Genomic DNA, 26,327 nt, shown 5'->3' with positions numbered 1-26,327 from the left:
CGTAGGCCCGCGTACGCCTCAGTGGGCGTAGATCGCCTCGATCTCGTCCGCGAAGTCCTTCGCCACGACGTTGCGCTTCAGCTTCAGCGACGGGGTGATGTGCCCCGCCTCCTCCGTGAACTGGGAGGTGAGAATGCGGAATTTCCGCACCGATTCCGCCTTGGAGACCGCGGCGTTGCCGTCGTCCACCGCCCGCTGCACCTCCGCGAGCAGCTCCGCGTCCTGGCGCAGCGAGGCCGCCGTCGAACCGGCCGGCTTGCCGTGGTCCGCGGCCCAGTGGGCCAGGAACTCCTCGTCGAGCGTGACCAGCGCGCCCACGAACGGCCGCCCGTCCCCGACCACCATGCACTCCGCGACCAGCGCGTGCGCGCGGATGCGGTCCTCGATCACGGCCGGGGCGACGTTCTTGCCGCCCGCCGTGACGATGATCTCCTTCTTGCGGCCGGTGATCGCGAGGTAGCCGTCCTCGTCGAGGGTGCCGATGTCACCGGTGTGGAACCAGCCGTCGGCCAGCGCCTCGGCGCTCGCCGCCTCGTTGTTCCAGTACCCCGTGAACAGGTGCTCGCCGTGCAGCAGCACCTCGCCGTCGTCCGCGATGCGCACCACCGAACCCGGCAGCGGCTGGCCGACCGTGCCGATCTTCTGCCGGTCCCACGGGTTGAACGCGGTCGCCGCACAGGACTCGGTGAGGCCGTACCCCTCCAGGACCGTGAAGCCGATGCCCCGGTAGAAGTGGCCGAGCCGCTCGCCCAGCGGCGCGCCGCCGGAGATCGCGTACTCGCCGCGGCCGCCGAGCACCGCGCGCAGCTTGCTGAAGACGAGCCTGTCGAAGACCCGGTGCTTGATCTTGAGGCCGAGGGACGGGCCCTGCGGCGTGCCGAGCGCGCGGCTGTAGGCGATCGCGGTGTGCGCGGCCTTGTCGAAGATCGCGCCCTTGCCGTCCGCCTGCGCCTTGGCGCGCGCCGCGTTGTAGACCTTCTCGAAGACCCGCGGCACACCGAGGATCAGCGTCGGCCGGAACGAGGCCAGCTCGTCGGTGAGGTTCTTGATGTCCGGTACGCAGCCGAGCTTGATCGGCGCCATCACGGACGCCACCTCGACCAGCCGCCCGAAGACATGGGCGGCGGGCAGGAAGAGCAGGACCGAGCACTCGCCGGTGCGGAAGAGCGGCTTGAGGCGCTCCACCACGTTGCCGCACTCCGCGAAGAACGCGCGGTGGGTGAGTACACAGCCCTTGGGGCGGCCGGTGGTGCCGGAGGTGTAGACGATGGTCGCCGGGTCGTCCGCGTGCGCCGAGGACATCCGCTGGTCGAGCAGCTCGTCGGAGACGTCCGCGCCGGTCGCGGTGAGCTGGGCCACCGCGTCCGCGTCCAGCTGCCAGACGCCCTTGAGGGCGGGCAGCCCGGACTGCACGGAGGTGACGGAGGCCTGGTGCGCCTCGGACTCGACGACGCACAGGGTCGCGCCGGAGTCGCCGAGGATCCACTGGATCTGCTCGGGCGAGCTCGTCTCGTACACGGGGACGGTGACCGCGCCCGCGCTCCAGATGGCGAAGTCGAGCAGCACCCACTCGTAGCGGGTGCGGGAGAGCAGGGCCACCCGGTCGCCCGGCTCGACGCCGGCGGCGATGAGGCCCTTGGCCACACCGCGGACCTCGGCGAGGAACTGGGTGGCGGAAACGTCGGTCCAGCGTCCCGCGACCTTGCGGCCCATGACCGCGACATCGGGATGCTGAGCGGCATTGCGGCGGATCAGATCCGTCAGGTTGCCGTCCGTGGGGACCTCGTACAGGGCCGGAAGGCTGAACTCGCGCAAGACTGCTGCTCCTCATCGGGCGCCGGTGCCACGGCTCTGTGTGACGCACCGGCTTGGTCCAAGATCGGGCAGGTGCCCGGAGAACCCGTGGGGGCGGTGCTCCGAGCACGACTGGACTGCCCGGACGTTACCCACCGGTAGTGGGTTCCCGATAGGGGGTCCTGGTCAGATGTTCGCTGCGTCACACGGATTTCGCGCCGCTTCACGCACAGTAGTCCACTCCTTTCGCGACTCGGAAGTAACCGCAGGTCCGGCGCCCTAGGGTGGCTGCATGCGAGTACATGTGATCAGCGATGTGCACGGGAACGCCGAGGGTCTGGCGAAGGCGGGCGACGGCGCGGACGCTCTCATCTGCCTGGGTGACCTCGTCCTTTTCCTCGACTACGCCGATCACTCGCGAGGGATCTTCCCCGACCTCTTCGGTGTCCGGAACGCGGACCGGATCGTCGCCCTGCGCACCGCCCGCCGCTTCGAGGAGGCCCGTGAGCTGGGCCGCTCGCTCTGGGCCGGACTCGACCGGGAGGCCGCCATCGAGTCGGCGGTCCGCCGCCAGTACGCCGAGATGTTCGCCGCCTTCCCCACCCCGACGTACGCCACCTACGGCAATGTCGACATACCGACCCTCTGGCCGCAGTACGCCGGACCGGGCACCACCGTCCTGGACGGCGAGCGGGTCGAGATCGGCGGGCGCGTCTTCGGCTTCGTGGGCGGCGGGCTGCGCACCCCGATGCGGACGCCCTATGAGGTCTCCGACGAGGAGTACGCGGCCAAGGTCGAGGCGCTCGGCGAGGTCGACGTGCTCTGCTCGCACATCCCGCCGGACGTTCCCGAGCTCTGCTACGACACGGTGCCCCGCCGCTTCGAACGCGGCTCGCGCGCCCTGCTCGAAGCCATCCGCAGGACGAAACCCCGGTACGCCCTGTTCGGCCACGTCCACCAGCCGCTCGCCCGCCGGGTGCGGGTCGGCCGCACCGAGTGCGTGAACGTCGGCCACTTCGCCGCCACCTCCCGGCCCTTCGCCCTGGAGTGGTGACCCGGGCTCCGGGCAGAGGCCCCGGCCGCACGCGATAGCCTGCACGTCTACCGACCCCCACACACCGGCCCGCGCACTGGAGGAGCCACGACGATGGCGGAACACACCAGCTCGTCTATCACCATCGAGGCGGCACCGGCCGAGGTGATGGGGGTGATCGCCGACTTCGCCCGGTACTCGGAGTGGACCGGCGAGGTGAAGCAGGCCGAGGTGCTGTCCAAGGACGCCGAGGGCCGGGCCGAGCAGGTCCGTCTGGTGCTCGACGCGGGCGCCATCAAGGACGACCACATCCTCAAGTACACCTGGGACGGCCCCCACAAGGTGAGCTGGAGCCTGGTCAAGTCCCAGATGCTGCGCGCCCTCGACGGCTCCTACAGCCTCGTCGGCGCCCCCGGCGGCCACACCGAGGTCACCTACCAGCTGACTGTCGATGTCAAGATCCCCATGCTCGGAATGATCAAGCGCAAGGCCGAGAAGGTCATCATCGACCGCGCGCTCGCGGGCCTGAAGAAGCGCGTCGAGTCCGGCGCGGCCGGTTCCGCCGACGGGGCCGAGAAGGCCTGACGTGCGTACGGTCCTCGTCACCGGTCCCGGCGGCGCGGGCCGCACCACCGTCGCCGCCGCGACCGCGCTGGCGGCGGCCCGGCGCGGTGAGCGCGCCCTGCTCCTCAGCGGCGACCGCGACGACCCGCTCGCCCGGCTGCTCGGTGGCGAGGAGGTGGCGCGCCTCGGCGTCGTACGCATCGACTCCGGCGCCCACTTCCGTACCGAACTGCTCGCCCTCCAGGACCGGGCCGGGACCGCACTGGAACTCCTGGGCGCCGGCCGCCTCGACGGCGAGGAGCTGACCGAGCTTCCCGGCGCCGAGCAGCTGGCCCTGCTCAAGGCCCTGCGCGAGGCGGCGGCGGGCGACCACGACCTGGTCGTCGTCGACATGCCGCCGGTCCACCAGAGCGTCGCCGCCCTCGCCCTGCCCGGGCAGCTGCGCCGCTATCTGCGCCGCCTCCTGCCGCCCGAGCGCCGGGCCGCCCGCTCGCTGCGCCCGGTCCTCGCCCAGCTGGCCGGGGTCCCGATGCCCGCGCAGTGGCTGTACGAGACGGCCGCCCGCTGGGACGCGGAGCTGGCCGCCGTCGAGGCCGTGGTGGAGGATCCGGCGACGACCGTACGGCTGGTCGCCGAGCCCTCGCCGACCGCCGCGGCCACCCTGCGCACCGCCCGCCTCGGCCTCGCCCTGCACGGGGCGGCGCTCGACGCGGTGGTCGCCAACCGCGTGCTGCCCACCGGCTCGGCGGACCCCTTCCTCGCCGCCCTCTCCGGGCAGCAGCAGTGCGTGCTCAAGGAGCTGGCGGAGGAGTTCGCCGCCGTACCGCTGCACGAGGTCCCGCACCTGGGCCGCGACCCCCGGGGCATCGACGAGCTGGATGAACTGATCGACGCGCCGACCGGCGAGATCGGCCTCTTCTCCGAGGACGGCGACGCCTCCGTACGCCCCGGGCCCTGGCACATCGAGGACCGGCTGGCCGACGACGGCGTCCTGGTGTGGCACCTGCCGCTGCCCGGCGCCGCCCGCGACGGGCTCGGCCTGGTGCGGCGCGGCGACGAACTCCTGCTCACCGTCGGCCCGTTCCGCAAGATCACCACCCTGCCCTCCGCGCTGCGCCGCTGCACGGTCTCCGGCGCCGGGCTCACCGGCGGCGTCCTGCGGATCCGGTTCACCCCGGATCCGGATCTGTGGCCCCGCACGCGCTGAACGCCGTACCCCCGTTCGGGTAACGTCGAGAGAACAGACCCTTCTCTTCAGCAGCTGGAGTCCGCCATGAGCGAAGCCACCGAGCCTCCCGCCCCGGACGCGGATGCCTGGGCCGACGCGTGCGCCGAGGACCTTGCCGAGGAGAAGGCGCGCCGCCGCGCCACCTACGGCCCTCCGCCCGGCTCGGCCGCCGAGGAACTGCGCAAGCTGGTCGACGCCGTCGCCGACAAGGTCGCGTCCCTCCAGTCCTCGCTGCCCGGCATGGCCGCGCAGAGCGCCGTACAGCAGCTGATCGGCCAGGCGAAGGCCGTGGTCGAGCCGGTCATCGAGCGCAACCCGCAGGTCTTCGACCACCTCGCCGCGGCCGGCGGCGAGCTGCTCGCCGCCTACCGCTCGGCGGTCGAGGGCCATGAGCGCCGCTGGGCCTCGGACGGGTCCTCCGGCACGGGGCCGGGCCGGTCTTCGGACGGGTCCTCGGGCGGGCCGAAGAAGGACGACGGCGGGGCGGGCGCGGGGCCGACCGAGCACATCGACCTGGACTGACTGACGGGTGCCCGCCCTCGGGTACGGTTGGCCTTAGCGGGGCTCGACCGAAAACTGAGGGACTTAATGGGACTCACCATCGGCGTCGACATCGGCGGCACCAAGATCGCGGCGGGAGTGGTCGACGAGGAGGGCCGCATCCTGGAGACGCACACCGTGCCCACGCCGCCGACCGCTGACGCCATCGTGGACGCGATCTGCGCCGCGGTCGAAGGGGCCGGCAAGGGGCACGAGATCGAGGCCGTCGGCATCGGCGCCGCCGGATACGTCGACGACAAGCGCGCCACCGTGCTGTTCGCACCCAACATCCACTGGCGCCACGAGCCGCTGAAGGACAAGGTCGAGCAGCGGGTCGGGCTGCCCGTGGTCGTCGAGAACGACGCCAACGCGGCGGCCTGGGGCGAGTACCGCTTCGGCGCGGGCCAGGGCCACGAGGACGTCATCTGCATCACGCTCGGCACGGGCCTGGGCGGCGGCATCATCATCGGCAACAAGCTGCGCCGCGGCCGCTTCGGCGTGGCCGCCGAGTTCGGCCACATCCGCGTGGTGCCCGACGGGCTGCTGTGCGGCTGCGGCAGCCAGGGCTGCTGGGAGCAGTACGCCTCGGGGCGCGCGCTCGTCCGGTACGCCCGCCAGCGCGCCAACGCGACCCCCGAGAACGCCGAGATCCTGCTCGCCCTCGGGGACGGCACGGTCGAGGGCATCGAGGGCAAGCACATCAGCGCGGCCGCCCGCCAGGGCGACCCGGTCGCGGTGGACTCCTTCCGCGAGCTGGCCCGCTGGGCGGGCGCGGGCCTGGCCGACCTGGCCTCGCTCTTCGACCCCTCCGCGTTCATCGTCGGCGGCGGCGTCTCGGACGAGGGCGAGCTGGTACTGGACCCGATCCGCAAGTCCTTCCGGCGCTGGCTGATCGGCGGCGAGTGGCGGCCGCACGCGCAGGTGCTGGCCGCGCAGCTCGGCAACAAGGCGGGTCTGGTGGGCGCGGCGGACCTGGCCCGTCAGGGCTGAGCGCCGTCTTCCACACGGTGTTTTCAGGCTAGTTGAGCGCCCGCCGCGTCCGTCACGGACGCGGCGGGCGCTGCTCTATGTTGTGGCCCATGCCCCCGATGCCACCCATGCCGCTCACGGATCTCCCCGCGTCCCGTACGGAGAACGGCTCGGCCGTGATCCGTGTCCTCAGCTACAACATCCGCTCGATGCGCGACGACAACGCGGCGCTGGCCCGGGTGATCCGCGCCTGCGACCCGGACCTTGTGCTGATCCAGGAGGCGCCGCGCTTCTTCCGCTGGCGCAAGGCCGCGGCGCGGCTCGCGGCGGCGTGCGACCTCGTGGTCCTGAGCGGCGGCGCCACGGCCGCGGGGCCGTTGCTGCTGTGCTCGCTGCGGGCCACCGTGGAGCGCACCGAGGACGTCCTGCTCCCGCTCACGCCCGGTCTGCACCGGCGCGGCTTCGCGTCGGCGGTCGTACGGGTCGGGGGCGCCCGGCTCGGCGTCCTGAGCTGCCATCTCAGCCTCCAGGCGGACGAGCGCGACGCCCAGGCGGGGATGCTGCTCGACCATCTGGCGGCGCTGGACGTGCCCCACGCGGTCGCGGGCGGCGACCTCAACGACCGTCCCGACGGCCGCGCCTTCCGCCGCCTGGCGAACGCCCTCCAGGACTGCTGGGCGGTACGCCCCTGGGGCACGGAGCACACGTCGATTCCGGCCGACCCCCATCAGCGCATCGACGCGATCTTCGTTACGGAGGGGGTGGAGGTGCTGGGGTGCGGGGTCCCTACGGGGTTGGCGGGGGTGACGGCGGGGGACCTCCGGGGGGCGACGGATCATTTGCCGGTACTGGCGGCGCTGCGGATCCGGGTGTAGCCCCCCACCCCGCCCCTTCCCTCAACCCTCCGGGGGCGGGGGTGAGTCGAGGTGGGTTTCCCAGGGGCTGCGCGCCTGGACTCTGGGCGGGGCTGCGCCCCCGGACCCCGTTCGTCTGCAGGCTGTCTGTGGCTGGTCGCGCAGTTCCCCGCGCCCCCAAGGGCAGAAGGGGGCCCGGCCAGATGCAGTCCCGGCGGCGCGAAATTCAGCCCCTCCGGCGTTTGAGGAGCGGGGGGGGCAGGGAGCGGTGCTCCCGCCCCTCCAGGGGCGCGGGGAACTGCGCGATCAGCCCCCGCCGAACCCGCAGACGAACGGGGCCCGGGGCGGAGCCCAGGGACAGGGCCCCGGGGTCGAAACCCCGGGTCAGACCACCGCACCCCGCCCGGGGTCCTCCCCGTCCTCGTCGTCCTGCTGCATCCGAGCCACCAACGTCCCGAACCCCCCGATGAACCCCCCCACCCCCAGCGTCGTGAGCCACCACGTGAACTCCCACTGGAGCACCGCCGCCAGCAGCAACAGCACGGGCCCGCCGATCACCCCGAGCCAGGCGAACTTCGCCGTGACGTCGGTCTCCGGCAGCGGCGGCGGCTCCGGCGGGACGAAGTGGCCCTCGTCCGTGTCGTCGAGGTCGTCGTCGGACGGTTCCGCCACCTTGAAGTCGCGCGGGCCGCCCACGCCGGGGGCGAAGACCACCGAGCTGCCCAGCGGCTTCGGCTCGGGCGGCGGCTCAGGGCTTGCCGGGGGCGGCTCGGGCGTGCCGTTGCGGTCGCCCTCCAGGAGCGCCAGGTCCTCTATCGACTTGAACGGCTTCGTCCCGGGCGGGTCGGTCGGCTCATCGCCGTACCCCGCCACGATCGCCGCCCACGCAGCCTCCTCGTCGATCGGCTGCGGCTCGCGGTCCGCGTCGTGCTCAGCCACCGGTCGTGCTCCCCTTCTTCCCGACACTCGGAGCGAGGCGGCCGATGAACGCGTAACTCTCCTCGAAGATCCGCTCCGCATCGTGGTCCAACGTCGCCACGTGGTAGCTCTGTTCCAGGAGGATCTCGGTGACGTCCGTGGACGAGACCCGGCTGAGGATCCGCGCCGAGTCGGCCGGCGGCACCACGTGGTCCTGCGGGCTGTGCAGCAGCAGCATCGGCTGGGTGACCTGCGGCAGCTCGTGGTCGACCTGCTGGAAGAACCGGCGCAGCGAGTGCGCCGAGTGCAGCGGCACCCTGTCGTACCCCACCTCCGCCGAGCCCTCCTTGGCGATGTCGCTGGCGATCCCCTTGGTGGAGCGCACGAAGTGCCGTACGACCGGCAGCGCGTGCGCCGCCAGGCCGTGCACCTTGTTGCCCGGGTTGACGACCACGACGCCGCTGACCGCGTCCCCGTGCCTGGCCGCGAGCCGAAGCGCCAGCGCGCCGCCCATGGAGAGCCCGAAGACGAAGACCTGGCCGCACCGCTCCCGCAGCTCGCCCAGCGCCCGGTCCACTTCCGCATACCAGTCCTGCCAGCCGGTGAGCTGCATGTCCTGCCAGCGCGTGCCGTGTCCGGGCAGCAGCGGCAGCTCGACCGTCAGGCCGCGCTCGGCCAGGAAGTCGGCCCAGGGGCGCAGCGACTGCGGGGAACCGGTGAAGCCGTGACAGAGGAGGACGCCGACCTCTCCGCCCTCGTGGCGGAACGGCTCGGCTCCAGGGAGGACGGGCACCGGGATCTCCTGTTCATGAGCAGGGGCGGGGGAGTCGTACTTCACGGTACGCGACCGGACTGACACCGACCAGAGCCGTCACCGGCCCGCGCGCGGGAGGGCGGGTCCCATACGGGTTAAGGTCTGTTCGACAGACATAGGGAAGGCATCCGAGTTGATCTACGGCGCTATGAAGTTCTCCATCGGCGGGTCGCTGAAGCTTGCCTTCAGGCCCTGGGTGGAGGGCCTCGAAAACATTCCCGCCGAGGGGCCGGCGATCCTCGCCAGCAACCACCTCTCCTTCTCGGACTCGTTCTTCCTGCCGGCGGTCCTCGACCGCAAGGTGACGTTCATCGCCAAGGCGGAGTACTTCACCTCGCCCGGTGTGAAGGGCAGGCTCACCGCCGCCTTCTTCAAGGGCGTCGGCCAGCTCCCGGTGGACCGCTCGGGCGCGCGCGGCGCGGGTGAGGCGGCCATCAAGAGCGGCATCGAGGTCCTGGAGCGCGGCGAGCTGTTCGGGATCTACCCGGAGGGCACCCGCTCGCCCGACGGCCGCCTCTACCGGGGCAAGCCCGGCGGCCTCGCGCGCGTGGCGCTCGCCACCGGCGCGCCGGTGATCCCGGTCGCGATGATCGACACCGAGAAGATCCAGCCGCCGGGGAAGGTCATGCCCAAGCTGATGCGCCCGGGCATCCGCATCGGCAAGCCGCTCGACTTCAGCCGCTACCACGGCATGGAGGGCGACCGGTTCATCCTGCGCTCGGTGACCGACGAGGTCATGTACGAGATCATGAAGCTCTCCGGCCAGGAGTACGTGGACGTCTACGCGACCGCGGCCAAGCGCCAGATCGCGGACGAGGCCAAGCGCAAGGGCGACGAGGAGAAGGCGGTCGAGAGGGCCGAGAAGGCCCGCGAGGCCGAGCAGGCCAAGCGGGCGGAACGGCCCGGCGACTAGCAGCGTCCGGCCGGGGGTGGGGAACATGGCGAAGCGCGAGCGCGTCATCAGAATGTCGGTCGAGCTGCCGCTGTGGCGCGCGCTCACCGCGTACCGCGTACTCACGATGGTGTACGCGGTGCTGGTCTTCGTGTCGGAGTACCGCGAGTTCGAGCGTCCCTGGGTGGGCGTCGCCTTTCTGTCGGTGCTCGCGGTGTGGACGCTGGCGACGCTGCCCCGGGTGGCGAACGCGGCGAGCTGTACCAAGCGGTTCCTCGGCGTCGACCTGACGGTCGCGCTCACCGGCATCCTGCTCACCCCGCTGGCGGACGCCGACGCGCAGTCGGTGAACAGCCCTACCCTGCCGACCATATGGGCGGCGGGCTCGGTGCTCGCGTTCGCGATCAAGGGCGGCTGGCGCTGGGCCGCCTTCGCCTCCTCGCTGGTCGCCGCCGCCAACCTGGTCGAGCGCGGCACCCCCACCCGGGACACCCTCCACAACGTGCTGCTCGTCTGGGTCGCTTCCATCGCCATCGGTTACGTGGTGGAGGTCGCCCGCGCGAGCGAGGCGACCCTCGCCCGCGCCCTGGAGATCGAGGCGGCGACCCGCGAGCGGGAGCGGCTGGCCCGGGACATCCACGACAGCGTCCTCCAGGTCCTCGCGATGGTGCAGCGGCGCGGCACCGCGCTCGGCGGCGAGGCGGCCGAGCTCGGCCGGATGGCCGGCGAGCAGGAGGTCGCCCTGCGGACCCTGGTCTCCAGCGGTCTGGTGCCGACCACGCGCGCGTCCGAGGACCCGGCGCTGGGCGCGCTGGTCCGTACGGTCGACTACGAGGACGACGCCGGCGGCGGGGCCGACGGGGCCGAGGTGGATCTGCGCACCCTGCTCGCCCCGCACGCCGGATCACGGGTCTCGCTGGCGGAACCGGGAGCTCCGGTGCTGCTCGCGCCCCCCGCGGCACGCGAGCTCGCGGCCGCTGTCAGTGCCGCGTTGGACAATGTCCGCAGACACGCGGGGGAGACCGCCCAGGCCTGGATCCTGGTCGAGGACTGGGGGGACGAAGTGATCGTGACGGTACGGGACGACGGTCCCGGCATCCCGGAGGGCAGGCTCGCGCAGGCCGAGGGGGAGGGGCGCCTGGGCGTCGCCCTCTCGATCCGCGGCCGGCTGCGGGACCTGGGCGGCACCGCCGAGCTGATCTCGGTGCCGGGCCAGGGGACGGAAGTAGAGCTGAAGGTTCCACGGGGGAAGGTGCAGGCATGAGTGAGCAGCAGACGGTGAAGGTCATGGTGGTCGACGACCACCCGATGTGGCGCGACGCGGTGGCGCGCGACCTGGCGGCCGCCGGGTTCGACGTGGTGGCCACCGCCGGGGACGGCCCGCAGGCGGTCCGCCGCGCCCAGGCGGTCACGCCCGACGTGCTGGTCCTGGACCTCAATCTGCCCGGCATGCCGGGCGTCCAGGTCTGCAAGGAGCTGGTCGGCGCCAACCCGGCGCTCAGGGTCCTGGTCCTGTCCGCGTCCGGCGAGCACGCGGACGTCCTGGAGGCGGTGAAGTCCGGCGCGACCGGCTATCTGCTGAAGTCGGCGAGCACCGAGGAGCTGACCGACGCGGTGCGCCGCACGGCGGCCGGCGACCCGGTGTTCACCCCGGGCCTGGCGGGCCTCGTCCTCGGTGAGTACCGCCGGCTGGCCTCGGACCCGGCGCCCGCCGCCGCCGACGAGCCGAAGGCCCCGCAGCTGACCGACCGCGAGACGGAGGTGCTGCGCCTGGTGGCGAAGGGTCTGTCGTACAAGCAGATCGCCGAACGCCTGGTCATCTCCCACCGCACGGTCCAGAACCACGTCCAGAACACCCTGGGCAAGCTCCAGCTCCACAACCGCGTGGAGCTGGTGAGATACGCGATAGAGCAGGGCCTCGACGACGTGTGAGTCCGCCCGCCCAGGGACGTGCTCCGCTCGTACGAGTGAATGACCACCCGTCAACATCCGCTTGAATTCAAGGAATTGACGTTTCGCCCCATCCCGGGGTGACGTGCGTCACCCTTAGCGTGACCCGTGGAGGCCTTCGAGGGCTTCCATGTGTCCGTCACGGCGAAGGGACAATTCCATGCGGGTCGGAGTACTGACCGGAGGCGGTGACTGCCCCGGGCTCAACGCCGTCATCCGGGCCGTCGTCCGCAAGGGCGTCCAGGAGTACGGCCTTGACTTCACGGGGTTCAAGGACGGCTGGCGCGGCCCGCTGGAGGGCGACACCGTCAAGCTGGACATCCCCGCCGTCCGCGGCATCCTGCCCCGCGGCGGCACCATCCTCGGCTCCTCGCGCACCAACCCGCTCAAGGCCGAGGACGGGGTGCGCCGCATCAAGGAGAACCTCGCCAAGTGCGAGGTCGACGCGATGATCGCGATCGGCGGCGAGGACACCCTGGGCGTGGCGGCCCGGCTCAGCGACGAGTACGGCGTGCAGTGCGTCGGCGTACCCAAGACCATCGACAACGACCTCTCCGCGACCGACTACACCTTCGGCTTCGACACCGCGGTCGGCATCGCCACCGAGGCGATCGACCGGCTGCACACCACGGCCGAGTCGCACATGCGGGTCCTGGTCGTCGAGGTGATGGGCCGCCACGCGGGCTGGATCGCGCTCCACTCGGGCCTGGCGGGCGGCGCCAACGTCATCCTCATCCCCGAGCAGCGCTTCGACGTCGACCAGGTCTGCGGCTGGATCACCTCCCGCTTCAAGGCGTCGTACGCGCCGATCGTGGTGGTCGCCGAGGGCGCGATGCCGAAGGACGGCGAGATGGTCCTCAAGGACCAGACGCTCGACTCCTTCGGGCATGTGCGGCTCTCGGGCGTCGGGGAGTGGCTGGCCAAGGAGATCGAGAAGCGCACGGGCAAGGAGGCCAGGACGACGGTCCTGGGCCACGTCCAGCGCGGCGGCACCCCCAGCGCCTTCGACCGCTGGCTGGCGACGCGGTTCGGGCTGCACGCGATCGAGGCGGTACGGGACGGCGACTTCGGCAAGATGGTGGCGCTGCGTGGCACGGACATCGTCCGGGTGCCGATCGCGGAGGCGACGGCGCGGCTGAAGACGGTGGATCCGGAGTTGTACGCGGAGGTGGGGGTGTTCTTCGGCTGAGGGGGTACACGGGGCGGGTCGCACATAGGGGCCGTATATTCACCCGTATTCACCCCCTATCCACCCCATTAGGTGAGCCCTATGGACATCCTGGCGTTCGGCGTGCAGGCCGATGAGAGACCTCTGATCGAGAAGGCCTTCGAGGGCAAGCACGACGTCCGGTGCCTGGACGTGTTCCTCAACGAGGACACCGCGCCCATCGCGGCGGGGTACGAGGCGATCTCGACCAGCGTGAACGCCGACCTGAACCGCTCGGTGCTCCAGACGCTGGCGGTGGGCGGGACCCAGCTGATCGCACAGCGCTCGACGGGCTTCAACAACATCGACCTGGACGTGGCGGAGCGGCTCGGCCTCACGGTGGCGAGGGTGTCGTACTACTCGCCGTACTCGGTGGCCGAGTTCGCCTGGACCCTGGCGATGGCGGTCAACCGCAAGATCGTCCGCGCCTCCAACCGCACCCGGGACTTCGACTTCCGCCTCGACGGGCTGATGGGGCGGGATCTGCGCGGGCGTACGGTCGGGGTGCTCGGCACCGGCAAGATCGGCGAGGCGTTCACCCGGATCGCCCATGGCTTCGGCATGAACCTCCTCGGCTGGGACGTCGTGGAGAACCCCGCGTGCGTGGAGCTCGGGATGAAGTACGTCGAGAAGGGCGAACTGCTCGCGAACGCGGACGTGGTGAGCCTGCACGTGCCGCTGCTGCCGTCCACGCACCACGTGATCGACCGCGAGGCGCTGGAGCGAATGAAGGACGACGCGATCCTGGTGAACTCCAGCCGTGGGGGGCTGGTGGACACGGAGGCGCTCGTGAGCGAGTTGCGGGCGGGGCGGCTGACGGGGGTGGGCCTCGACGTCTATGAGGCGGAGGCCGGCCTCTTCTTCCTGGACAAGTCCCTGGAGGTGGTTTCGGACGACACCCTGGCGCGGCTGGTGACGTTCCCCAACGTGGTGGTGACGTCGCATCAGGCGTACTACACGGAGGATGCGGTGGGGCAGATCATCGCGGCGACGGTGGAGAACGTGGCGGCGTATGCGGCGGGGCGGCGGACGGGGAATGTGCTGGTGCCAAGGTCAACCGGGTGAGCTGCGCTCCCGGGGGCTTCGCCCCGGACCCCCTGTTTGTCTGCGGGTTCGGTGGGTACTGGTCGCGCCGTTCCCCGCGCCCCTCAAGGCATAACGGGGCCCGGCCATATTTCAGCCCCTCGGGCGTGCGAGGAAGGGGCCCCGCGCCTTCATGCCCTTCGGCGTACGAGGAACGGGCCCCGCACATCCAGCCCCTCCGGCGTCTGAGGAGCCGTCCCGGCCCTTCGGCATTTGAGGAGCCGGGGGGCAGGGAGCGGAGCTCCCGCCTTTCAGGGGCGCGGGGAACTGCGCGACCAGCCACAGACGGCCTGCAGACGAACGGGGCCCGGGGCGGAGCCCCGAATCGGGGGCGGGGCGCAGCCCCAGCGGGGGTACCGGGGGGGGCGAAGCCCCCGTGAGCGGGGTGCAGGGGCCGCAGGCCCCGCCAGGGGTGCAGGGGGGAGCCCCCGCCAACGGGGTCCGGGGGCGAAGCCCCCGGGAGACCGCCTCACCCCCCACCCACCCCCGGAGGGTTCAGGGAACGGGCGGGGTGGGGGTCATCGCGCCCAGGCCCGCCAGCAGGCTGCCCACCACCTCCGGCCCCCGCAGCGTCAGCACCGACTCCGGATGGAACTGGACCCCGGCGAACCCGGTACCCCGCACCGCGTGCACCTCCCCCGTGGCCGGGTCGCGGCTGACCTCGACGCCCCGCGCCGCCAGCGCATCCGCGGCCCCCTCCCCGCACCGCGCCGTGAAGCTGTTGTAGAACCCGACCCGCTCCTCCCGCCCGAAGAGGTCGATCCGCAGCTGCGCCCCCTGGTGCGGCACCCGCTTGCGTACGATCGGCAGGCCCAGTTCCGCCGCGATCAGCTCGTGCCCCAGGCACACACCGAGCAGCCCGTGCCGGTGGGAGCGCAGGAGCTCCGCCGCCAAGGGGCGCAGCACACGCATCTTCACGTCGGACGCGTCCGAGGGGTCACCGGGGCCGGGGCCCAGGATCACCGGGCCGTGGTGGCCCAGCAAACGCTCCCGCAGCCCCGCCGCGTCATATCGCACCACCGACACCCCCAGCCCCGACGACCGCAGCAGATGCGCCAGCATCGCCGTGAAGGTGTCCTCGGCGTCCACCACCAGCGCCTCGCCCGACGGCGCCACCGGCGCCACCGCCCGCTCCTGCATCCGCAGCCAGAACGGCGCCAGGTCGGCCCGCCGCGCGTCCAGGGCCGCCCGCACCCGGGGATCGTCACCCAGAACGACGGCGGGGCGCGAGGCGGCCGGGCGGCCCGGTCGCGCCCCCAGCGCCGCCAGCACCCCCGCCGCCTTGGCGAGCGTCTCCGCCACCTCGCCCGCCGGGTCGGAGTGGCGTACCAGCGTCGCCCCGACCGGCACCCGCACCCGCCCGTCCGGCGCGATGTCGGCCGTACGGATCAGGATCGGCGAGTCGAGCGTCTGGACGCCGTTGGCGTCGCGGCCCAGCAGGGCGAGCGCGCCCGCGTAGTAGCCGCGCCCGCCCACCTCGTACCGCTCGATCACCCGGCACGCGTTCTGCACCGGCGACCCCGTCACCGTCGCCGCGAACATCGTCTCCCGCAGCACCTCGCGCGCGTCCAGCGAGCTCCGGCCGCGCAACTCGTACTCGGTGTGCGCCAGATGGGCCATCTCCTTCAGCCGGGGGCCGACCACCACCCCGCCCCGGTCGCCCACCGTGCACATCATCTTCAGCTCCTCGTCGACGACCATGGAGAGCTCGTCGATCTCCTTCTCGTCGGAGAGGAACGAGAGCAGGTCGTCCGCCGTCGGGCCGGTCGCCGGGTAGCGGTACGTCCCGCTGATCGGGTTCATCACCACCGTCCCGCCCGACATCCGCACATGCACCTCGGGGCTCGCCCCCACCAGCGTCCGCTCACCGGTGTGGACGACGAACGTCCAGTACGCCCCCCGCTCGCCCGCCAGCAGCCGACGGAACAGCGCCAGCGCGTCCGCCCGGCCGAAGCCCGGGATCTCACCGGTGTAGGTGCGCCGGATCACGAAGTTGGCGCCCTCGCCCTGCCCGATCTCGTCCTCGATCACCCGCCGTACGATCCCGGCGTACTGCTCGTCCCCCACGTCGAAGCCCCCGCCCTCGACCCGCACTTCGTGCCGGGGCAGCGCCTCCAGGACCTCCTCCAGGGGGAGTTCGTACGTCTCGTCGGCCTCCAGGACGGCCAGCGGAGTGCCGTCGTCCCGTACGTCGAAGCCGCGCTCCCGGATCTGCCGGAACGGGACCAGGGCGAGTGAGGGCCGGTCCCCGCACGGGATGTCGGCGAGCCGCTCCACCTCCCGTACACCGCCGATCAGCAGCTCGACCACGTCGTGGTCGCGGCCGGGGGTGCGGCGGCGGATCAGGGCGAACGGCGGGCAGTCGTCCTGGAGGAGTCTGGCGAGGTGGGTGCTGAGGGACATGCGGGGTTCCTTCCGGGAGTACGGGGAGAGGAACGGCCGCGGGAAACAGAAAAGGCCGCCCTCGGGCGGCCTTCGCGTGGTCTGGAGTACGCGCGATCAGTGGGCCGCCGGATGAGCGGTCCACCACCAGTTCTGGTTCGAGTGCGCGAACATGCCCCGCACCCTAGCCGAAGAAGCGCCGGACAGGCGAAGGGCCCGCTCCATCCGATGGATGGAGCGGGCCCTCGCCGTATCGATTCTGCTCAGCCCGGCAGGCTTCACCCCGGCAGGCTTCACCCCGGCAGGCTTCACCCCGGCAGGCTTCAGACCGGCAGGTTTCAGCCCGGCAGGCTTCAGACCAGCAGGTTGAACATCTGCCAGCCCCCGCCCACCTGGACGCGCGCGGCGAACGGCGCGCCGGTGGTGCTGCCCGTGCCCTTGTAGTACCAGAGCACGCCCGACCCGTCCCGGGCCACCAGGTCCGGGATCCCGTCGCCGTTCAGGTCGCTCGGGCCGAGCAGGCTGTTGTAGCCCTGCCAGCCGCCGCCGATCTGGACCCGGGGGGCGTACGGGGCGGCCGGTGTGCCGGTGCCCTTGTAGAACCACAGCACGCCGGAGCCGTCCCGGGCGACCAGGTCGGCCTTGCCGTCGCGGTTGAGGTCGCCGGTGGAGACCATGGCGTTGTAGCCCTGCCAGCCGCCGCCTATCTTCACCCGCGCGGCGAACGGCGCCGCCGGGGTGCCGGTGCCCTGGTAGTACCAGAGCACGCCGGTGCCGTCGCGGCCGATCAGATCGGCCTTGCCGTCACCGTTCAGGTCGCGGGCGCCGGTCATGAAGTTGTACGTCTGCCAGCCGCCGCCGACCTTGAGGCGGCCCTTGAACGGCGCGTCCGGGTTGCCGCTGCCCTGGTAGTACCAGAGCGTGCCGGTGCCGTCGCGGGCCACCATGTCGCCGGTGCCGTCCGCGCGCAGCGCGGTCATCGCGGAGACGGCGTTGTAGCCCTGCCACCCGCCGCCGATCTTGTACCGCCCGTAGAACGGCGCCGAGGCGCTGCCGGTGCCCTGGTACTGCCACAGCACGCCGGAGGAGTCCCGGCCGAGCATGTTGTAGCGGGTGGTGCCGGAGTCGGGCACGGCGCTCGTGGCCTGCTCGACGTCGGTCGCCTTCACCCACGCGAGGCGGTGGTTGTACCGGATCGGGTAGAAGGAGTCGGTCTTGCCCTGGACCAGGGTGCGGTCACCGGTGCCGGTGCCCGCGAACGTACCGGCGAACCAGTAGTCGCCCAGCTGCGCCGGGCCCGCCTGGGTGTAGGCCTGACCGGCCGGGATCGAGTACTTGGTCAGCGACGCCGAGTTGTTGGCCTGCACCGGGACGTTGGTCCCCGTGTACGCCGAGTCCTCCGGGTAGGCACGCCCGTACACAGGGATGGACGCGGCGCCCGCCTTCGGCTTCAGGACCGGCTGGCCGGTCTTGCCGACGGGCGCGGTGAAGGTGCCGCCGGGGTTGAAGAACCAGGCCTTCTGGCCGCCGTACCAGATGGCGGTCCAGTCGGTCTGCGCCTCGGCGACGACGTACTCGCCGCCGGTGACGACCTTGTTGCCCCAGTTCGGGCCCTCGGTCGCGGTCTGGGTGCCGAGGTACGGGTCGCTGAGCGGCGTACCGCTGGTGGACGGCGAGGTGTACAGGTAGCCGAAGTTCGCCGGCCGCGAGTACGTGTTGCCGCCGTACGTGACGGTGGGCTGGTTGGCCGTGGTGAACGGCGGGACCACGCGGACCAGCTGGCCGGCCTTGAGCGGGCCGCCCGCGCCCTGGTCGCCGCTGGGCGCGCCGACCAGGGTCATGTAGTGGTTCCAGTCCCAGTACGGGCCCGGGTCCCAGTGCTGGGTCTTCACATTGCCGTCCAGCACACCGGGCACCTCGTCGTGGCCGACGATGTGCTCACGGTCGAGCGGGATGGAGAACCGGTTCGCCAGGTACTTCACCAGCGCGGCCGAGGACTCGTACTGAGGCTCGGTGTACCACGTGGCGTTGTCCTTGATGGCATAGCCCTCGTGCTCGATGCCGATCGAGTGCATGTTCATCGTCTTGTTGGCCGCGTGCCAGGCCTCGTCCTTGGTCGCCACGAGCTGGGTGACCAGGCCGTCGGAGGCGCGGACCATGTAGTGCGCGCTGGCGTAGGACGTGGGGTCCTGGAAGGTCTTCAGCGACCCGTCGTAGCCGCCCTCGGTGTCGTGGATGACGAGGTAGCGGATGTCCTCGCCGTTCGAGGGGCGGTTCGACTCGTTGTAGTTGCCGAAGTCGTCCGGCGTCGTGCTGTTCTGCTTGTACGCCGCCGCCCGGAAGTCGCAGTTCAGCCCCGCCGGGCACTCCGGCGTCTGCGCCGCGGCGTTGAACGCCGCCAGGGACATCGTCTCCGGTTTGACCGGCTTCACCGACGGGTCGGCCGGCAGGGCGAGCTGCTGGCCGTCGGCCGTGAGGCGGCTCTCACCGGTTCGGATCGACTCGTACACCCGCTTCGCGAACAGCGACGCGCCCTTGGTGTCCGGCGCCTGGCTGTAGCGGGCGACGGCCGCGTACCACGTGCCCGCGTCCTCGGGCAGCGAGCCCGTCGCGTCCTTCTGGTACTTCGCGAGCAGCGCGGCACCCGCGCGGACGGACTGGTTCTCGTCCTCGCGGACGGCGTCCACCGGCTTGTCGATCAGCTTGGCGGCCTCGTCCAGCGTGTGCAGCCGGGGATCGCTCGTGTCGACGGCCTTCGGCGCCCGCTTCAGGGCGCGCTTGGCGTCGAAGTGCTTCATGACCGTGGGGTCGCCGCTCATGTTGAGGTGCGACAGGCGCTCCGCGTCCGTCGGCTGCTCGACGTCGTCCGCCGTCACCCGGGTCAGGCCCATGACGTTGTACGCGCCGGTCGTGGACGGCTGCCCGTCGTGGCTCTCCCACAGCGTCTGCCGGTACGAGACCGCCATCAGCACGCTCTGCGGGACGTGGAACTCGCGCGCGGCGTCGGCGAACCGGGCCTGGAGCGCGGTGCCCGGACCGGCCGGCTTGGTGTTCGCCGTGGCGGGGCCGGGTGCGGCCACCGCCAGGCCGGTGATCGCCGCACCGGCGACGACCGCCGTGCCCACCCCGTAAGCGATCAGCTTCTTCTTGCGGTCTCTGCGGTGTATCCGCTTCAACGCCCACCCCTGCATCGCTCTGTTGATTTCTGAAGCACTTCTGAAACGCGCAGAGGTTAGCAGGCGACCGATCGGGTCCGGTCATCGGGCGGGCCGCCCGCGTGTCTCATCAGGTGGGCGGGCGTATGGACGGCTTGGCCGACCCCGTAAGGTGGTGGGGGTGACCGTGAACGTAAACACCTGGCGTGACCTTCCCGCGGCGCAGCAGCCCGAGTACCCCGATGCCGAGGCTCTGCGCGATGTGATCGCGGACCTCGAGTCGTATCCGCCGCTCGTCTTCGCGGGCGAGTGCGACCAGCTGCGCGCCCGGATGGGGGCCGTCGCCAAGGGCGAGGCGTTCCTGCTCCAGGGCGGTGACTGCGCCGAGGCGTTCGACGGAGTGTCCGCCGATCACATCAGGGCCAAGCTCAAGACCCTCCTCCAGATGAGCGCCGTGCTGACGTACGCCGCCTCCGTGCCCGTCGTCAAGGTCGGCCGGATCGCCGGGCAGTACTCCAAGCCGCGCTCCAAGGGCACCGAGACCCGCGACGGCGTGACCCTGCCGACCTACCGCGGCGACTCGGTCAACGGGTTCGACTTCACCGAGGCCGCCCGCATCCCGGACCCCGAGCGCCTGAAGCGGATGTACAACGCGTCCGCCTCGACGCTCAACCTGGTCCGCGCCTTCACCACCGGCGGCTACGCCGATCTGCGCCAGGTGCACGCCTGGAACCAGGACTTCGTCAAGCAGTCCCCGTCCGGCCAGCGCTACGAGCAGCTGGCCCGCGAGATCGACAACGCGCTGAACTTCATGAAGGCGTGCGGCACCGACCCGGCCGAGTTCAAGGCCGTCGAGTTCTACGCCTCGCACGAGGCGCTGCTGCTCGACTACGAGTCGGCGCTGACCCGGACCGACTCGCGCACCGGCAAGCTCTACGACACCTCCGGCCACATGGTCTGGGTCGGCGAGCGCACCCGGCAGCTCGACCACGCGCACATCGAGTTCGCCTCCCGCATCAGCAACCCGATCGGGATCAAGCTCGGCCCCACGACCACGGTCGACGAAGCGCTCACCTACGTGGACCGGCTCGACCCGGACCGCGAGCCGGGCCGGCTGACCTTCATCGTCCGTATGGGCGCCGACAAGGTCCGCGACAAGCTGCCCGAGCTGGTCGAGAAGGTCACCGCGTCCGGCGCGGTCGTCGCCTGGGTCACCGACCCGATGCACGGCAACACCTTCGAGGCGGCCTCCGGCCACAAGACCCGCCGCTTCGACGACGTGCTCGACGAGGTCAAGGGCTTCTTCGAGGTCCACAAGGGCCTGGGCACCCACCCGGGCGGCATCCACGTCGAGCTCACCGGTGACGACGTCACCGAGTGCGTGGGCGGCGGCGACGAGATCTTCGTCGACGATCTGCACCAGCGCTACGAGACGGCCTGCGACCCGCGCCTCAACCGCAGCCAGTCCCTGGACCTGGCCTTCCTGGTCGCCGAGATGTACCGGGACCAGTGAGTAGCTTCCTACGAAACGTGGGGCGTGGATCTGTGATCCGCGCCCCACGGGCGTATCCGGGGCTTTTCGTCCACCCCGACATTGGGTACGGTTAGGTAAGCCTCACCGAATCGGGGATGGCTGGCCAGACCGTTCCTGTCAGGGAGGTGTACCGCGTGTACGTCTGCTCTTGCTTCGGCATCACCGACAAGCAGGTCGAGCAGCACGCGGCCGCCGGCGCCTGCACCCCGCGTCAGATCGCCTCCGCCACCAAGGCGGGCACGGACTGCGGCTCCTGTGTGCGCACCATCCAGGGCCTGCTCGGGCGCGGTGCCTGCCCTCGTCGGGAACTGCTCGAAAAGGGCGAGGTCAGCGCGGTGCTCGCCACCGAGCAGGAGCTGGCGGAAGCCGCGTAGGCGCTCCGCTGGGCGTGGAGTCATCGGCTGCGGGCCGTTCGTGGCTGGTCGCGCAGTTCCCCGCGCCCCTGAAGGGGCGCGGTACCGCACCGGGCTTCCACAAGACCCCTTGGGCCGACAAGGGCCCTAGCTCTCCGGCTGCTCGATGAGCTGCGCGATGTACAGCGCCTCGCCGAGCTTCTCGACCAGTTCCAGCTGGGTGTCGAGGTAGTCGATGTGGTGCTCCTCGTCGGCAAGGATCGACTCGAAGATGTTCGCCGAGGTGATGTCGCCCTTGGCCCGCATGACCTCGATGCCGCGCTTGAGGCGGTCGATCGCCTCGACCTCCACCTGCCGGTCCGCCTGGAACATCTCGGTGACCGTCTGTCCCACCCGGACGTGGAAGAGCCGCTGGTAGTTCGGCAGCCCGTCCAGGAACAGGATCCGGTCGGTCAGCACCTCCGCGTGCTTCATCTCGTCGAACGACTCGTGACGCGTGTACTTGGCGAGCTTCGTCCAGCCGAAGTTCTCCTGCATCTTCGCGTGCAGGAAGTACTGGTTGATCGCGGTCAGCTCGGCGGTCAGCTGCTCGTTCAGGAACTCGATGACCTCGGGGTCGCCCTGCATCGCAGAGGCTCCTTCCACACGGGTGAGGGGCAGATTCGCGCGCATCCTCGCACCGCGTGCGGGGAGCGTCCAGTAAGTACACGCTTAGTAGGAGTTGCCCGATTCAGGGTGCTGCTGGTCATGACCACCCCTCGCCGTCTGTCACCATGGAGTCATGGGTCAGCCGGAACGCCCGGAGCAACGGGAAGCAGTGCAGTCGGAGCTTCCCCCGGGGCAGCGGCTCCAGCGCGGCTGGCCGGTCACCCACTACGGCCCGGTCCCCAGGTTCAAGCCCGAGCGGTGGGAGTTCCGCGTGTTCGGGGCGACCGCCGACGGCGACAAGCGCTGCTGGAACCACGAGGAGTTCACGGCCCTGCCCTTCGCCACCGTCGTCGCGGATCTTCACTGTGTCACGAAGTTCTCGATGCTGGGGGCCGAATGGGGCGGAGTCCTCGCGCGTACGGTCGCCGAGCTCGCGCCGCCCGCCCCGGAGGTCACGCATGTGATGGTCTGGGCCGAATACGGCTTCAGTTCCAACCTGCGCCTGGACGACTTCCTCTCCGACCGTACGGTCTTCGCCACCCACAAGGGCGGTGATCTCCTCACCGCCGAACACGGCTTCCCGGTACGGCTCGTCGTCCCGCATCTGTACGCCTGGAAGGGCCCGAAGTGGGTCCGCGGCATCGAGTACATGACGGCGGACCGCCGGGGCTTCTGGGAGGAGCGGGGCTACCACAACATCGGTGACCCCTGGCGTGAGCAGCGCTACTCGTACCAGGAAGAGCCCGGGGAAGGCCCCGAGCTCTGAGTCCTGGCGCCTTTCCGAGGCGTCAGTGGTGGTACTGGTGCACCACCGCGTGGCCCTTGCCGCGGCCGATCATCCACTTGTTGACCGGTGTGGTGATCACGAAGGCGAGCGTGAGCGAGACCGCGAGCGAGCCCCAGAACAGCGCCTGCGCGAGCGTCGCGTCCATGGCGGCCGGCCAGAGCGCGATCACCCCGTTGTCGATCACCTCCATGACGGCGATGGAGAGGGTGTCCGCGGCGAGCGCGACCTTGAAGGCGGTACGGAGGTCGACCCCGGCCCGCAGGATGCCGCGCAGGGTGAGCGAGTAGCCGAAGAAGAAGGCCAGGACGATGGCCAGCACCATCGTCGGCATGTTGCCCCAGCCGAACGCGGTGCCCACGACCATCCCGAGGATCTCGCCGATGGCGCACCCGGTGAGGCAGTGCAGGGTGGCCCGGGCGGCCATGGACCAGCTGACCTTGCCGCCGCCGTGACCGTGGTGGGCGTGCGCGTCGCCGTGTCCCTGGTGCTGCTGGTGTCCCTCGTGTCCCTCGTGTCCCTCGTGCTCGTGGTGCTCGTGCTCGGTGTGCGTGTGCGCCTCGTGCCGCATGGCTGTGCCCCCAACGCCGGATGACCGTTCCTGTCGATGACAAGAACGGTATACCCCCAGGGGGTATTCCCTCAAGGGGAGGATCAGGGCCGCAGGGACTTCAGCAGCGCGATGTCCGCCGCCTGCCCCTCCTTCCCGCCGGGCGTCTCGATGATCAGCGGTACGCCGTCGGTCGCCGGGTGCGCGAGCAGCTCGCGGAACGGCTCCGCGCCTATGTGGCCGGCGCCGATGTTCATGTGCCGGTCCAGGTGCGAGCCCACTCCCTCCTTGGAGTCGTTGGCGTGGATCAGCTTCAGCCGCCCTGCGCCGACGGTCTCCACCAGCAGGTCAAGGGTCTGCGCCGCCCCGCCGGGCCCGGCCAGGTCGTGCCCGGCCGCGTGTATGTGGCAGGTGTCCAGACAGACGCCGAGCTTGGGGTGGGCGTCCAGCGCCTCGAAGTACGGGCCGAAGTCCCAGGTCCGCGAGCACAGCGAGAACCCCTGCCCGGCCGTCGACTCCAGGAGCAGGAACGGGTCGTCGTCGTGCGTCAGCTCGTCCAGCAGTGGCAGCAGCCGCTCCCGTACCTGCGCCAGTGCTTCCGCGCGCGGCCTGCCGCCGGTCGCGGAGCCGGTGTGCACGACCACGCCGAGCGCGCCGATATCCCGGCCCCGGCGCAGCGAGTGCCGCAGCGACTCCACCGACTTCTCGGCGGTCGCCTCGGTGTGCGAGCCGAAGTTGATCAGATACGGGGCGTGGACGTACGCGGAGATGCCCTCGGCCGCGCACTCGGCGCGGAACTTCTCGTCCTGGGCCGGGTTGCCGGTGGGGGTCGCCCAGCCGCGCGGGTTGGCGACGAAGACCTGGACGGTCTCGGCGCCGAGCTCGCGCGCGTAGGAGAGGCCGGTCGTGGCGAGGCCGCCGGCCACGGGGATGTGGCCGCCGATGGGGTTGCGCATGGGGTGGATCAGAGTCCCTTGGTCTTGATGGTGATGGTGGAGCCTTCCGGCGCCTGGTCGCCGGCCTTGACGGACTGGCTGGCGATCTCGTCGCTGAGGAACGGGAAGCCGCGGTCGACGTCGACCTTGAAGCCCGCCTTCTCCAGCTCCTTCTTGGCGTCGTCGGCCTTCTCGCCGGTCACCTTGGGCACGGTGATCATCCGCGGGCCCTTGGAGACGGTGAGCGTGACCGTGTCGCCCTTGGCGAGGCGGGAGCCCTCGGCCGCGGACTGGGCGGCGATGCTGCCCGCCTCCTGCGGCGAGTTGACCTGCTCGGGCGCGATCCGCACCTCAAGGCCCGCGTCCTTCAGTGCCGAGGTGGCGTCCTCCACCGAGTCCCCGACGACCCCGGGGGTCTCGACCGGGGCGCCCTTGCTGACGACGAGGGCGACCGCGGTGTCCGCGCGGCGCGGGGCGCCCGCGGCCGGGTCGGTGCTGACGACCGAGCCCTGGTCGGTGTCCTCGTTGAACTCCTCGGTGACCGCGCCCGGCGTCAGCCCGGCGTCGGCCAGCGCCTTCTTGGCGTCGTCCAGCGGCTTGCCGCTGACGTCCGGGACCTTGACCATCTCCGGGCCGCGGGAGACCACGACGGTCACCGAGGCGTTGCCGCGCACGCGCGCGCCCGTCTCCGGGTCCGTCTCGATCACCGTGCCGCGCTTGACGGTGTCGCTGTAGCGGCGGTCGACCTTCTTCACCGCGAGGCCCGCGTCCGTGAGCCGCTTCTTGGCGGCGCTCTCGCTCTGCCCGATGACGGCGGGGACGTGCGTGAACTGGCCGGAGTTGATGTACCAGACCCCGGCGCCGATCCCCAGGACCAGCAGGACGGCGGCGACGACCGCGATCAGGCCGCGCCGCCCGTTCAGGACGAAGCGGGGCCGCCCGCCACGCGCGCGTGCCGGGGCGGGCCCGGACGGCGGCATGGTCAGCCGGCTGGTGCGGTTGACCGCGTCCTGCTCGGCCGGGAGCGGGGCGGCGCCCGCCGTGGGCGCGCTGCCCCGGGCCGGGGTCGCCACCGCGCGCGGTATGACGCTCGTACGGTCCTCGGAGCCGGAGGTCCCCGCCGCGGGCGCGGCCTGCGGGGGCACCGCGTCCAGCTGCTCGTCGCCGAGCGCCGCGCGGGCCTCGCGGGTCTGCGCGAGCAGGCCCACCGCGTCGTACGGCCGCGCGTCCGGGTTGCGGGCGGTGGCCGACGCCACCAGGTCGTCCAGCTCGACGGCGAGGCCGGGCACGGCGGCGGACGGCGCCGGCACGCCCTCGTGGAGGTGGGCGTAGAGGATCTGGGCCGCGTTCTCCCCGGAGTGCGGCTTGGCGCCGGTCAGCATCTCGTAGAGCACGACACCGCACGCGTACACGTCCGCGCGGGTGTCGGCGGTGCCCTGCTCGATCTGCTCGGGGGCGAGGTAGGAGACGGTGCCGAGGACGCTGCCTGTGGTGCTGGTGACCGCGTCCACCGCCCGGACCAGGCCGAAGTCGGCGACCTTGACCCGGCCGTCGTCCCCTATCAGCACGTTCTCCGGCTTCATGTCCCGGTGGACGAAACCGGCGCGGTGCGCGGCGCCGAGGGCGGCGAGTACCGGCTCCAGGATGTCCAGGGCGGCCCGGGGCTGCAGGGCGCCGCGCTCGCGCAGCACGTCGCGCAGGGTGCAGCCCGCCACGTACTCCATCGCCAGGTAGACGTATCCGCCGTCGGTGCCCTGGTCGAACATGCCGACCACATTGGGGTGGGCGAGCCGGGCGACGGACTTGGCCTCGCGGATGAACCGCTCCACGAACGAGGCGTCGGCGGCGAGCGCCGGATGCATCACCTTGAGGGCGAGCACCCGGTCGAGCCGGGTGTCGACGGCCCGGTAGACCGTGGCCATACCGCCGACGGCGATGCGCGCCTCGACGCGGTAGCGGCCGTCGAGCACCTGCCCGACGAGGGGGTCCTGAAGGGTCGTATCCACGCAGCAGAGTCTACGAGCGGTCACGGACACCCTTCCCGCCCCGGGTGATCCCGGGGCGGGACTGAAGCGGAGCTGTAACGCGCAGGTGATGTCGGGTACGTCGGCTGCGGACCGTGCGGGGCTGGTCGCGCAGT

At 71.5% G+C, this 26,327-nt stretch carries 24 protein-coding genes; 14 read left to right on the top strand and 10 right to left on the bottom strand.

All coding sequences use genetic code 11. The annotated features are described in order from the left end of the window. Positions 1–18: 18 nt before the first annotated feature. Positions 19–1,815: an AMP-dependent synthetase/ligase gene (locus tag ACZ499_RS05685; RefSeq protein ID WP_385827331.1), complete on the bottom strand. Its 1,797-nt coding sequence runs from the start codon at positions 1,813–1,815 to the stop codon at positions 19–21. A 271-nt stretch (positions 1,816–2,086) separates the two neighbouring features. Between ACZ499_RS05685 and ACZ499_RS05680 the strand changes: the two genes are divergently transcribed. From ACZ499_RS05680 to ACZ499_RS05655, 6 genes are all read left to right on the top strand, one after another. Next, positions 2,087–2,848: a metallophosphoesterase family protein gene (locus ACZ499_RS05680; protein WP_468672580.1), complete on the top strand. Its 762-nt coding sequence runs from the start codon at positions 2,087–2,089 to the stop codon at positions 2,846–2,848. Positions 2,849–2,941: 93 nt separating this feature from the next. Next, complete coding sequence (locus ACZ499_RS05675; protein WP_385548094.1) at positions 2,942–3,412, top strand: SRPBCC family protein; 471 nt, start codon at positions 2,942–2,944, stop codon at positions 3,410–3,412. Position 3,413: 1 nt separating this feature from the next. Continuing rightward, the gene (locus ACZ499_RS05670) at positions 3,414–4,598 is read left to right on the top strand and encodes an ArsA family ATPase (RefSeq protein ID WP_468672578.1); all 1,185 of its coding nucleotides are present in this window, start codon (positions 3,414–3,416) and stop codon (positions 4,596–4,598) included. Positions 4,599–4,664: 66 nt separating this feature from the next. After that, positions 4,665–5,141, top strand: coding sequence for a DUF5304 domain-containing protein (locus ACZ499_RS05665; protein WP_468672576.1), 477 nt, complete (start codon positions 4,665–4,667; stop codon positions 5,139–5,141). A 66-nt stretch (positions 5,142–5,207) separates the two neighbouring features. Then, positions 5,208–6,149, top strand: coding sequence for an ROK family glucokinase (locus ACZ499_RS05660; RefSeq protein ID WP_385548085.1), 942 nt, complete (start codon positions 5,208–5,210; stop codon positions 6,147–6,149). A 107-nt stretch (positions 6,150–6,256) separates the two neighbouring features. After that, positions 6,257–7,003, top strand: coding sequence for an endonuclease/exonuclease/phosphatase family protein (locus ACZ499_RS05655; RefSeq protein ID WP_468672857.1), 747 nt, complete (start codon positions 6,257–6,259; stop codon positions 7,001–7,003). A 363-nt stretch (positions 7,004–7,366) separates the two neighbouring features. Here ACZ499_RS05655 and ACZ499_RS05650 read toward each other — a convergent pair whose 3' ends face one another. Next, positions 7,367–7,921 (bottom strand): hypothetical protein, encoded by a 555-nt coding sequence (locus ACZ499_RS05650; protein WP_468672572.1) that lies wholly within the window; start codon positions 7,919–7,921, stop codon positions 7,367–7,369. Next, a complete protein-coding gene (locus ACZ499_RS05645) occupies positions 7,914–8,693 on the bottom strand; it encodes an alpha/beta hydrolase (protein ID WP_468672569.1) in 780 nt (259 codons plus the stop codon). Before ACZ499_RS05645 ends, ACZ499_RS05650 begins: the two co-directional genes overlap by 8 nt. 154 nt (positions 8,694–8,847) lie before the next feature. Between ACZ499_RS05645 and ACZ499_RS05640 the strand changes: the two genes are divergently transcribed. The 5 genes from ACZ499_RS05640 (at position 8,848) to ACZ499_RS05620 (ending at position 13,828) form a co-directional block, all read left to right on the top strand. After that, a complete protein-coding gene (locus ACZ499_RS05640) occupies positions 8,848–9,627 on the top strand; it encodes a lysophospholipid acyltransferase family protein (protein WP_468672564.1) in 780 nt (259 codons plus the stop codon). A 25-nt stretch (positions 9,628–9,652) separates the two neighbouring features. Then, positions 9,653–10,870, top strand: coding sequence for a MacS family sensor histidine kinase (gene macS / locus ACZ499_RS05635; protein ID WP_468672563.1), 1,218 nt, complete (start codon positions 9,653–9,655; stop codon positions 10,868–10,870). Next, positions 10,867–11,538 carry a response regulator gene (locus ACZ499_RS05630; protein WP_266978776.1) on the top strand — a complete coding sequence of 224 codons (672 nt, stop codon included), beginning with the start codon at positions 10,867–10,869 and terminating at the stop codon, positions 11,536–11,538. Before macS ends, ACZ499_RS05630 begins: the two co-directional genes overlap by 4 nt. A 178-nt stretch (positions 11,539–11,716) precedes the next feature. After that, complete coding sequence (locus tag ACZ499_RS05625; protein ID WP_468672560.1) at positions 11,717–12,745, top strand: 6-phosphofructokinase; 1,029 nt, start codon at positions 11,717–11,719, stop codon at positions 12,743–12,745. An 81-nt stretch (positions 12,746–12,826) separates the two neighbouring features. Next, positions 12,827–13,828 carry a 2-hydroxyacid dehydrogenase gene (locus ACZ499_RS05620; RefSeq protein ID WP_468672557.1) on the top strand — a complete coding sequence of 334 codons (1,002 nt, stop codon included), beginning with the start codon at positions 12,827–12,829 and terminating at the stop codon, positions 13,826–13,828. A 513-nt stretch (positions 13,829–14,341) separates the two neighbouring features. On the opposite strand, the gene ACZ499_RS05615 is transcribed toward ACZ499_RS05620, so the two are convergent. The 3 genes from ACZ499_RS05615 to ACZ499_RS05605 all read right to left on the bottom strand — a co-directional run bounded on the left by ACZ499_RS05615 (position 14,342) and on the right by ACZ499_RS05605 (position 19,404). Next, a complete protein-coding gene (locus tag ACZ499_RS05615) occupies positions 14,342–16,249 on the bottom strand; it encodes an anthranilate synthase family protein (RefSeq protein WP_468672555.1) in 1,908 nt (635 codons plus the stop codon). 96 nt (positions 16,250–16,345) lie between these two features. Beyond that, positions 16,346–16,402: a trp operon leader peptide gene (locus tag ACZ499_RS05610; RefSeq protein WP_101392327.1), complete on the bottom strand. Its 57-nt coding sequence runs from the start codon at positions 16,400–16,402 to the stop codon at positions 16,346–16,348. Between the two features lie 179 nt (positions 16,403–16,581). After that, a complete protein-coding gene (locus ACZ499_RS05605; protein WP_468672553.1) occupies positions 16,582–19,404 on the bottom strand; it encodes an N-acetylmuramoyl-L-alanine amidase in 2,823 nt (940 codons plus the stop codon). 151 nt (positions 19,405–19,555) lie between these two features. Here ACZ499_RS05605 and ACZ499_RS05600 point away from each other — a divergent pair, with 151 nt between their 5' ends. Then, the gene (locus tag ACZ499_RS05600) at positions 19,556–20,896 is read left to right on the top strand and encodes a class II 3-deoxy-7-phosphoheptulonate synthase (protein WP_468672551.1); all 1,341 of its coding nucleotides are present in this window, start codon (positions 19,556–19,558) and stop codon (positions 20,894–20,896) included. 146 nt (positions 20,897–21,042) lie between these two features. Then, a complete protein-coding gene (locus ACZ499_RS05595) occupies positions 21,043–21,291 on the top strand; it encodes a (2Fe-2S)-binding protein (protein WP_468405753.1) in 249 nt (82 codons plus the stop codon). A 126-nt stretch (positions 21,292–21,417) separates the two neighbouring features. Here the strand turns inward: ACZ499_RS05595 and bfr are convergent, their stop codons facing one another. Continuing rightward, positions 21,418–21,897, bottom strand: coding sequence for a bacterioferritin (gene bfr / locus ACZ499_RS05590; protein WP_188274092.1), 480 nt, complete (start codon positions 21,895–21,897; stop codon positions 21,418–21,420). Positions 21,898–22,051: 154 nt separating this feature from the next. Here bfr and ACZ499_RS05585 point away from each other — a divergent pair, with 154 nt between their 5' ends. Further along, positions 22,052–22,684 carry a sulfite oxidase-like oxidoreductase gene (locus tag ACZ499_RS05585; protein ID WP_385539746.1) on the top strand — a complete coding sequence of 211 codons (633 nt, stop codon included), beginning with the start codon at positions 22,052–22,054 and terminating at the stop codon, positions 22,682–22,684. Between the two features lie 22 nt (positions 22,685–22,706). On the opposite strand, the gene ACZ499_RS05580 is transcribed toward ACZ499_RS05585, so the two are convergent. From ACZ499_RS05580 to pknB, 3 genes are all read right to left on the bottom strand, one after another. Continuing rightward, the gene (locus ACZ499_RS05580; protein ID WP_468672550.1) at positions 22,707–23,273 is read right to left on the bottom strand and encodes a DUF4396 domain-containing protein; all 567 of its coding nucleotides are present in this window, start codon (positions 23,271–23,273) and stop codon (positions 22,707–22,709) included. Between the two features lie 83 nt (positions 23,274–23,356). Continuing rightward, on the bottom strand, positions 23,357–24,208 hold the full coding sequence (locus tag ACZ499_RS05575) for a deoxyribonuclease IV (protein WP_468672549.1): 852 nt from the start codon (positions 24,206–24,208) through the stop codon (positions 23,357–23,359). A gap of 8 nt (positions 24,209–24,216) precedes the next feature. Continuing rightward, the gene (gene pknB / locus ACZ499_RS05570) at positions 24,217–26,193 is read right to left on the bottom strand and encodes a Stk1 family PASTA domain-containing Ser/Thr kinase (protein WP_468672547.1); all 1,977 of its coding nucleotides are present in this window, start codon (positions 26,191–26,193) and stop codon (positions 24,217–24,219) included. Positions 26,194–26,327 lie beyond the last annotated feature (134 nt).

This window comes from Streptomyces sp. NPDC031265 (assembly GCF_055570295.1).
Note: the sequence above shows the minus strand (reverse complement) of the source record. Positions and strands in the feature narration are given on the sequence as shown.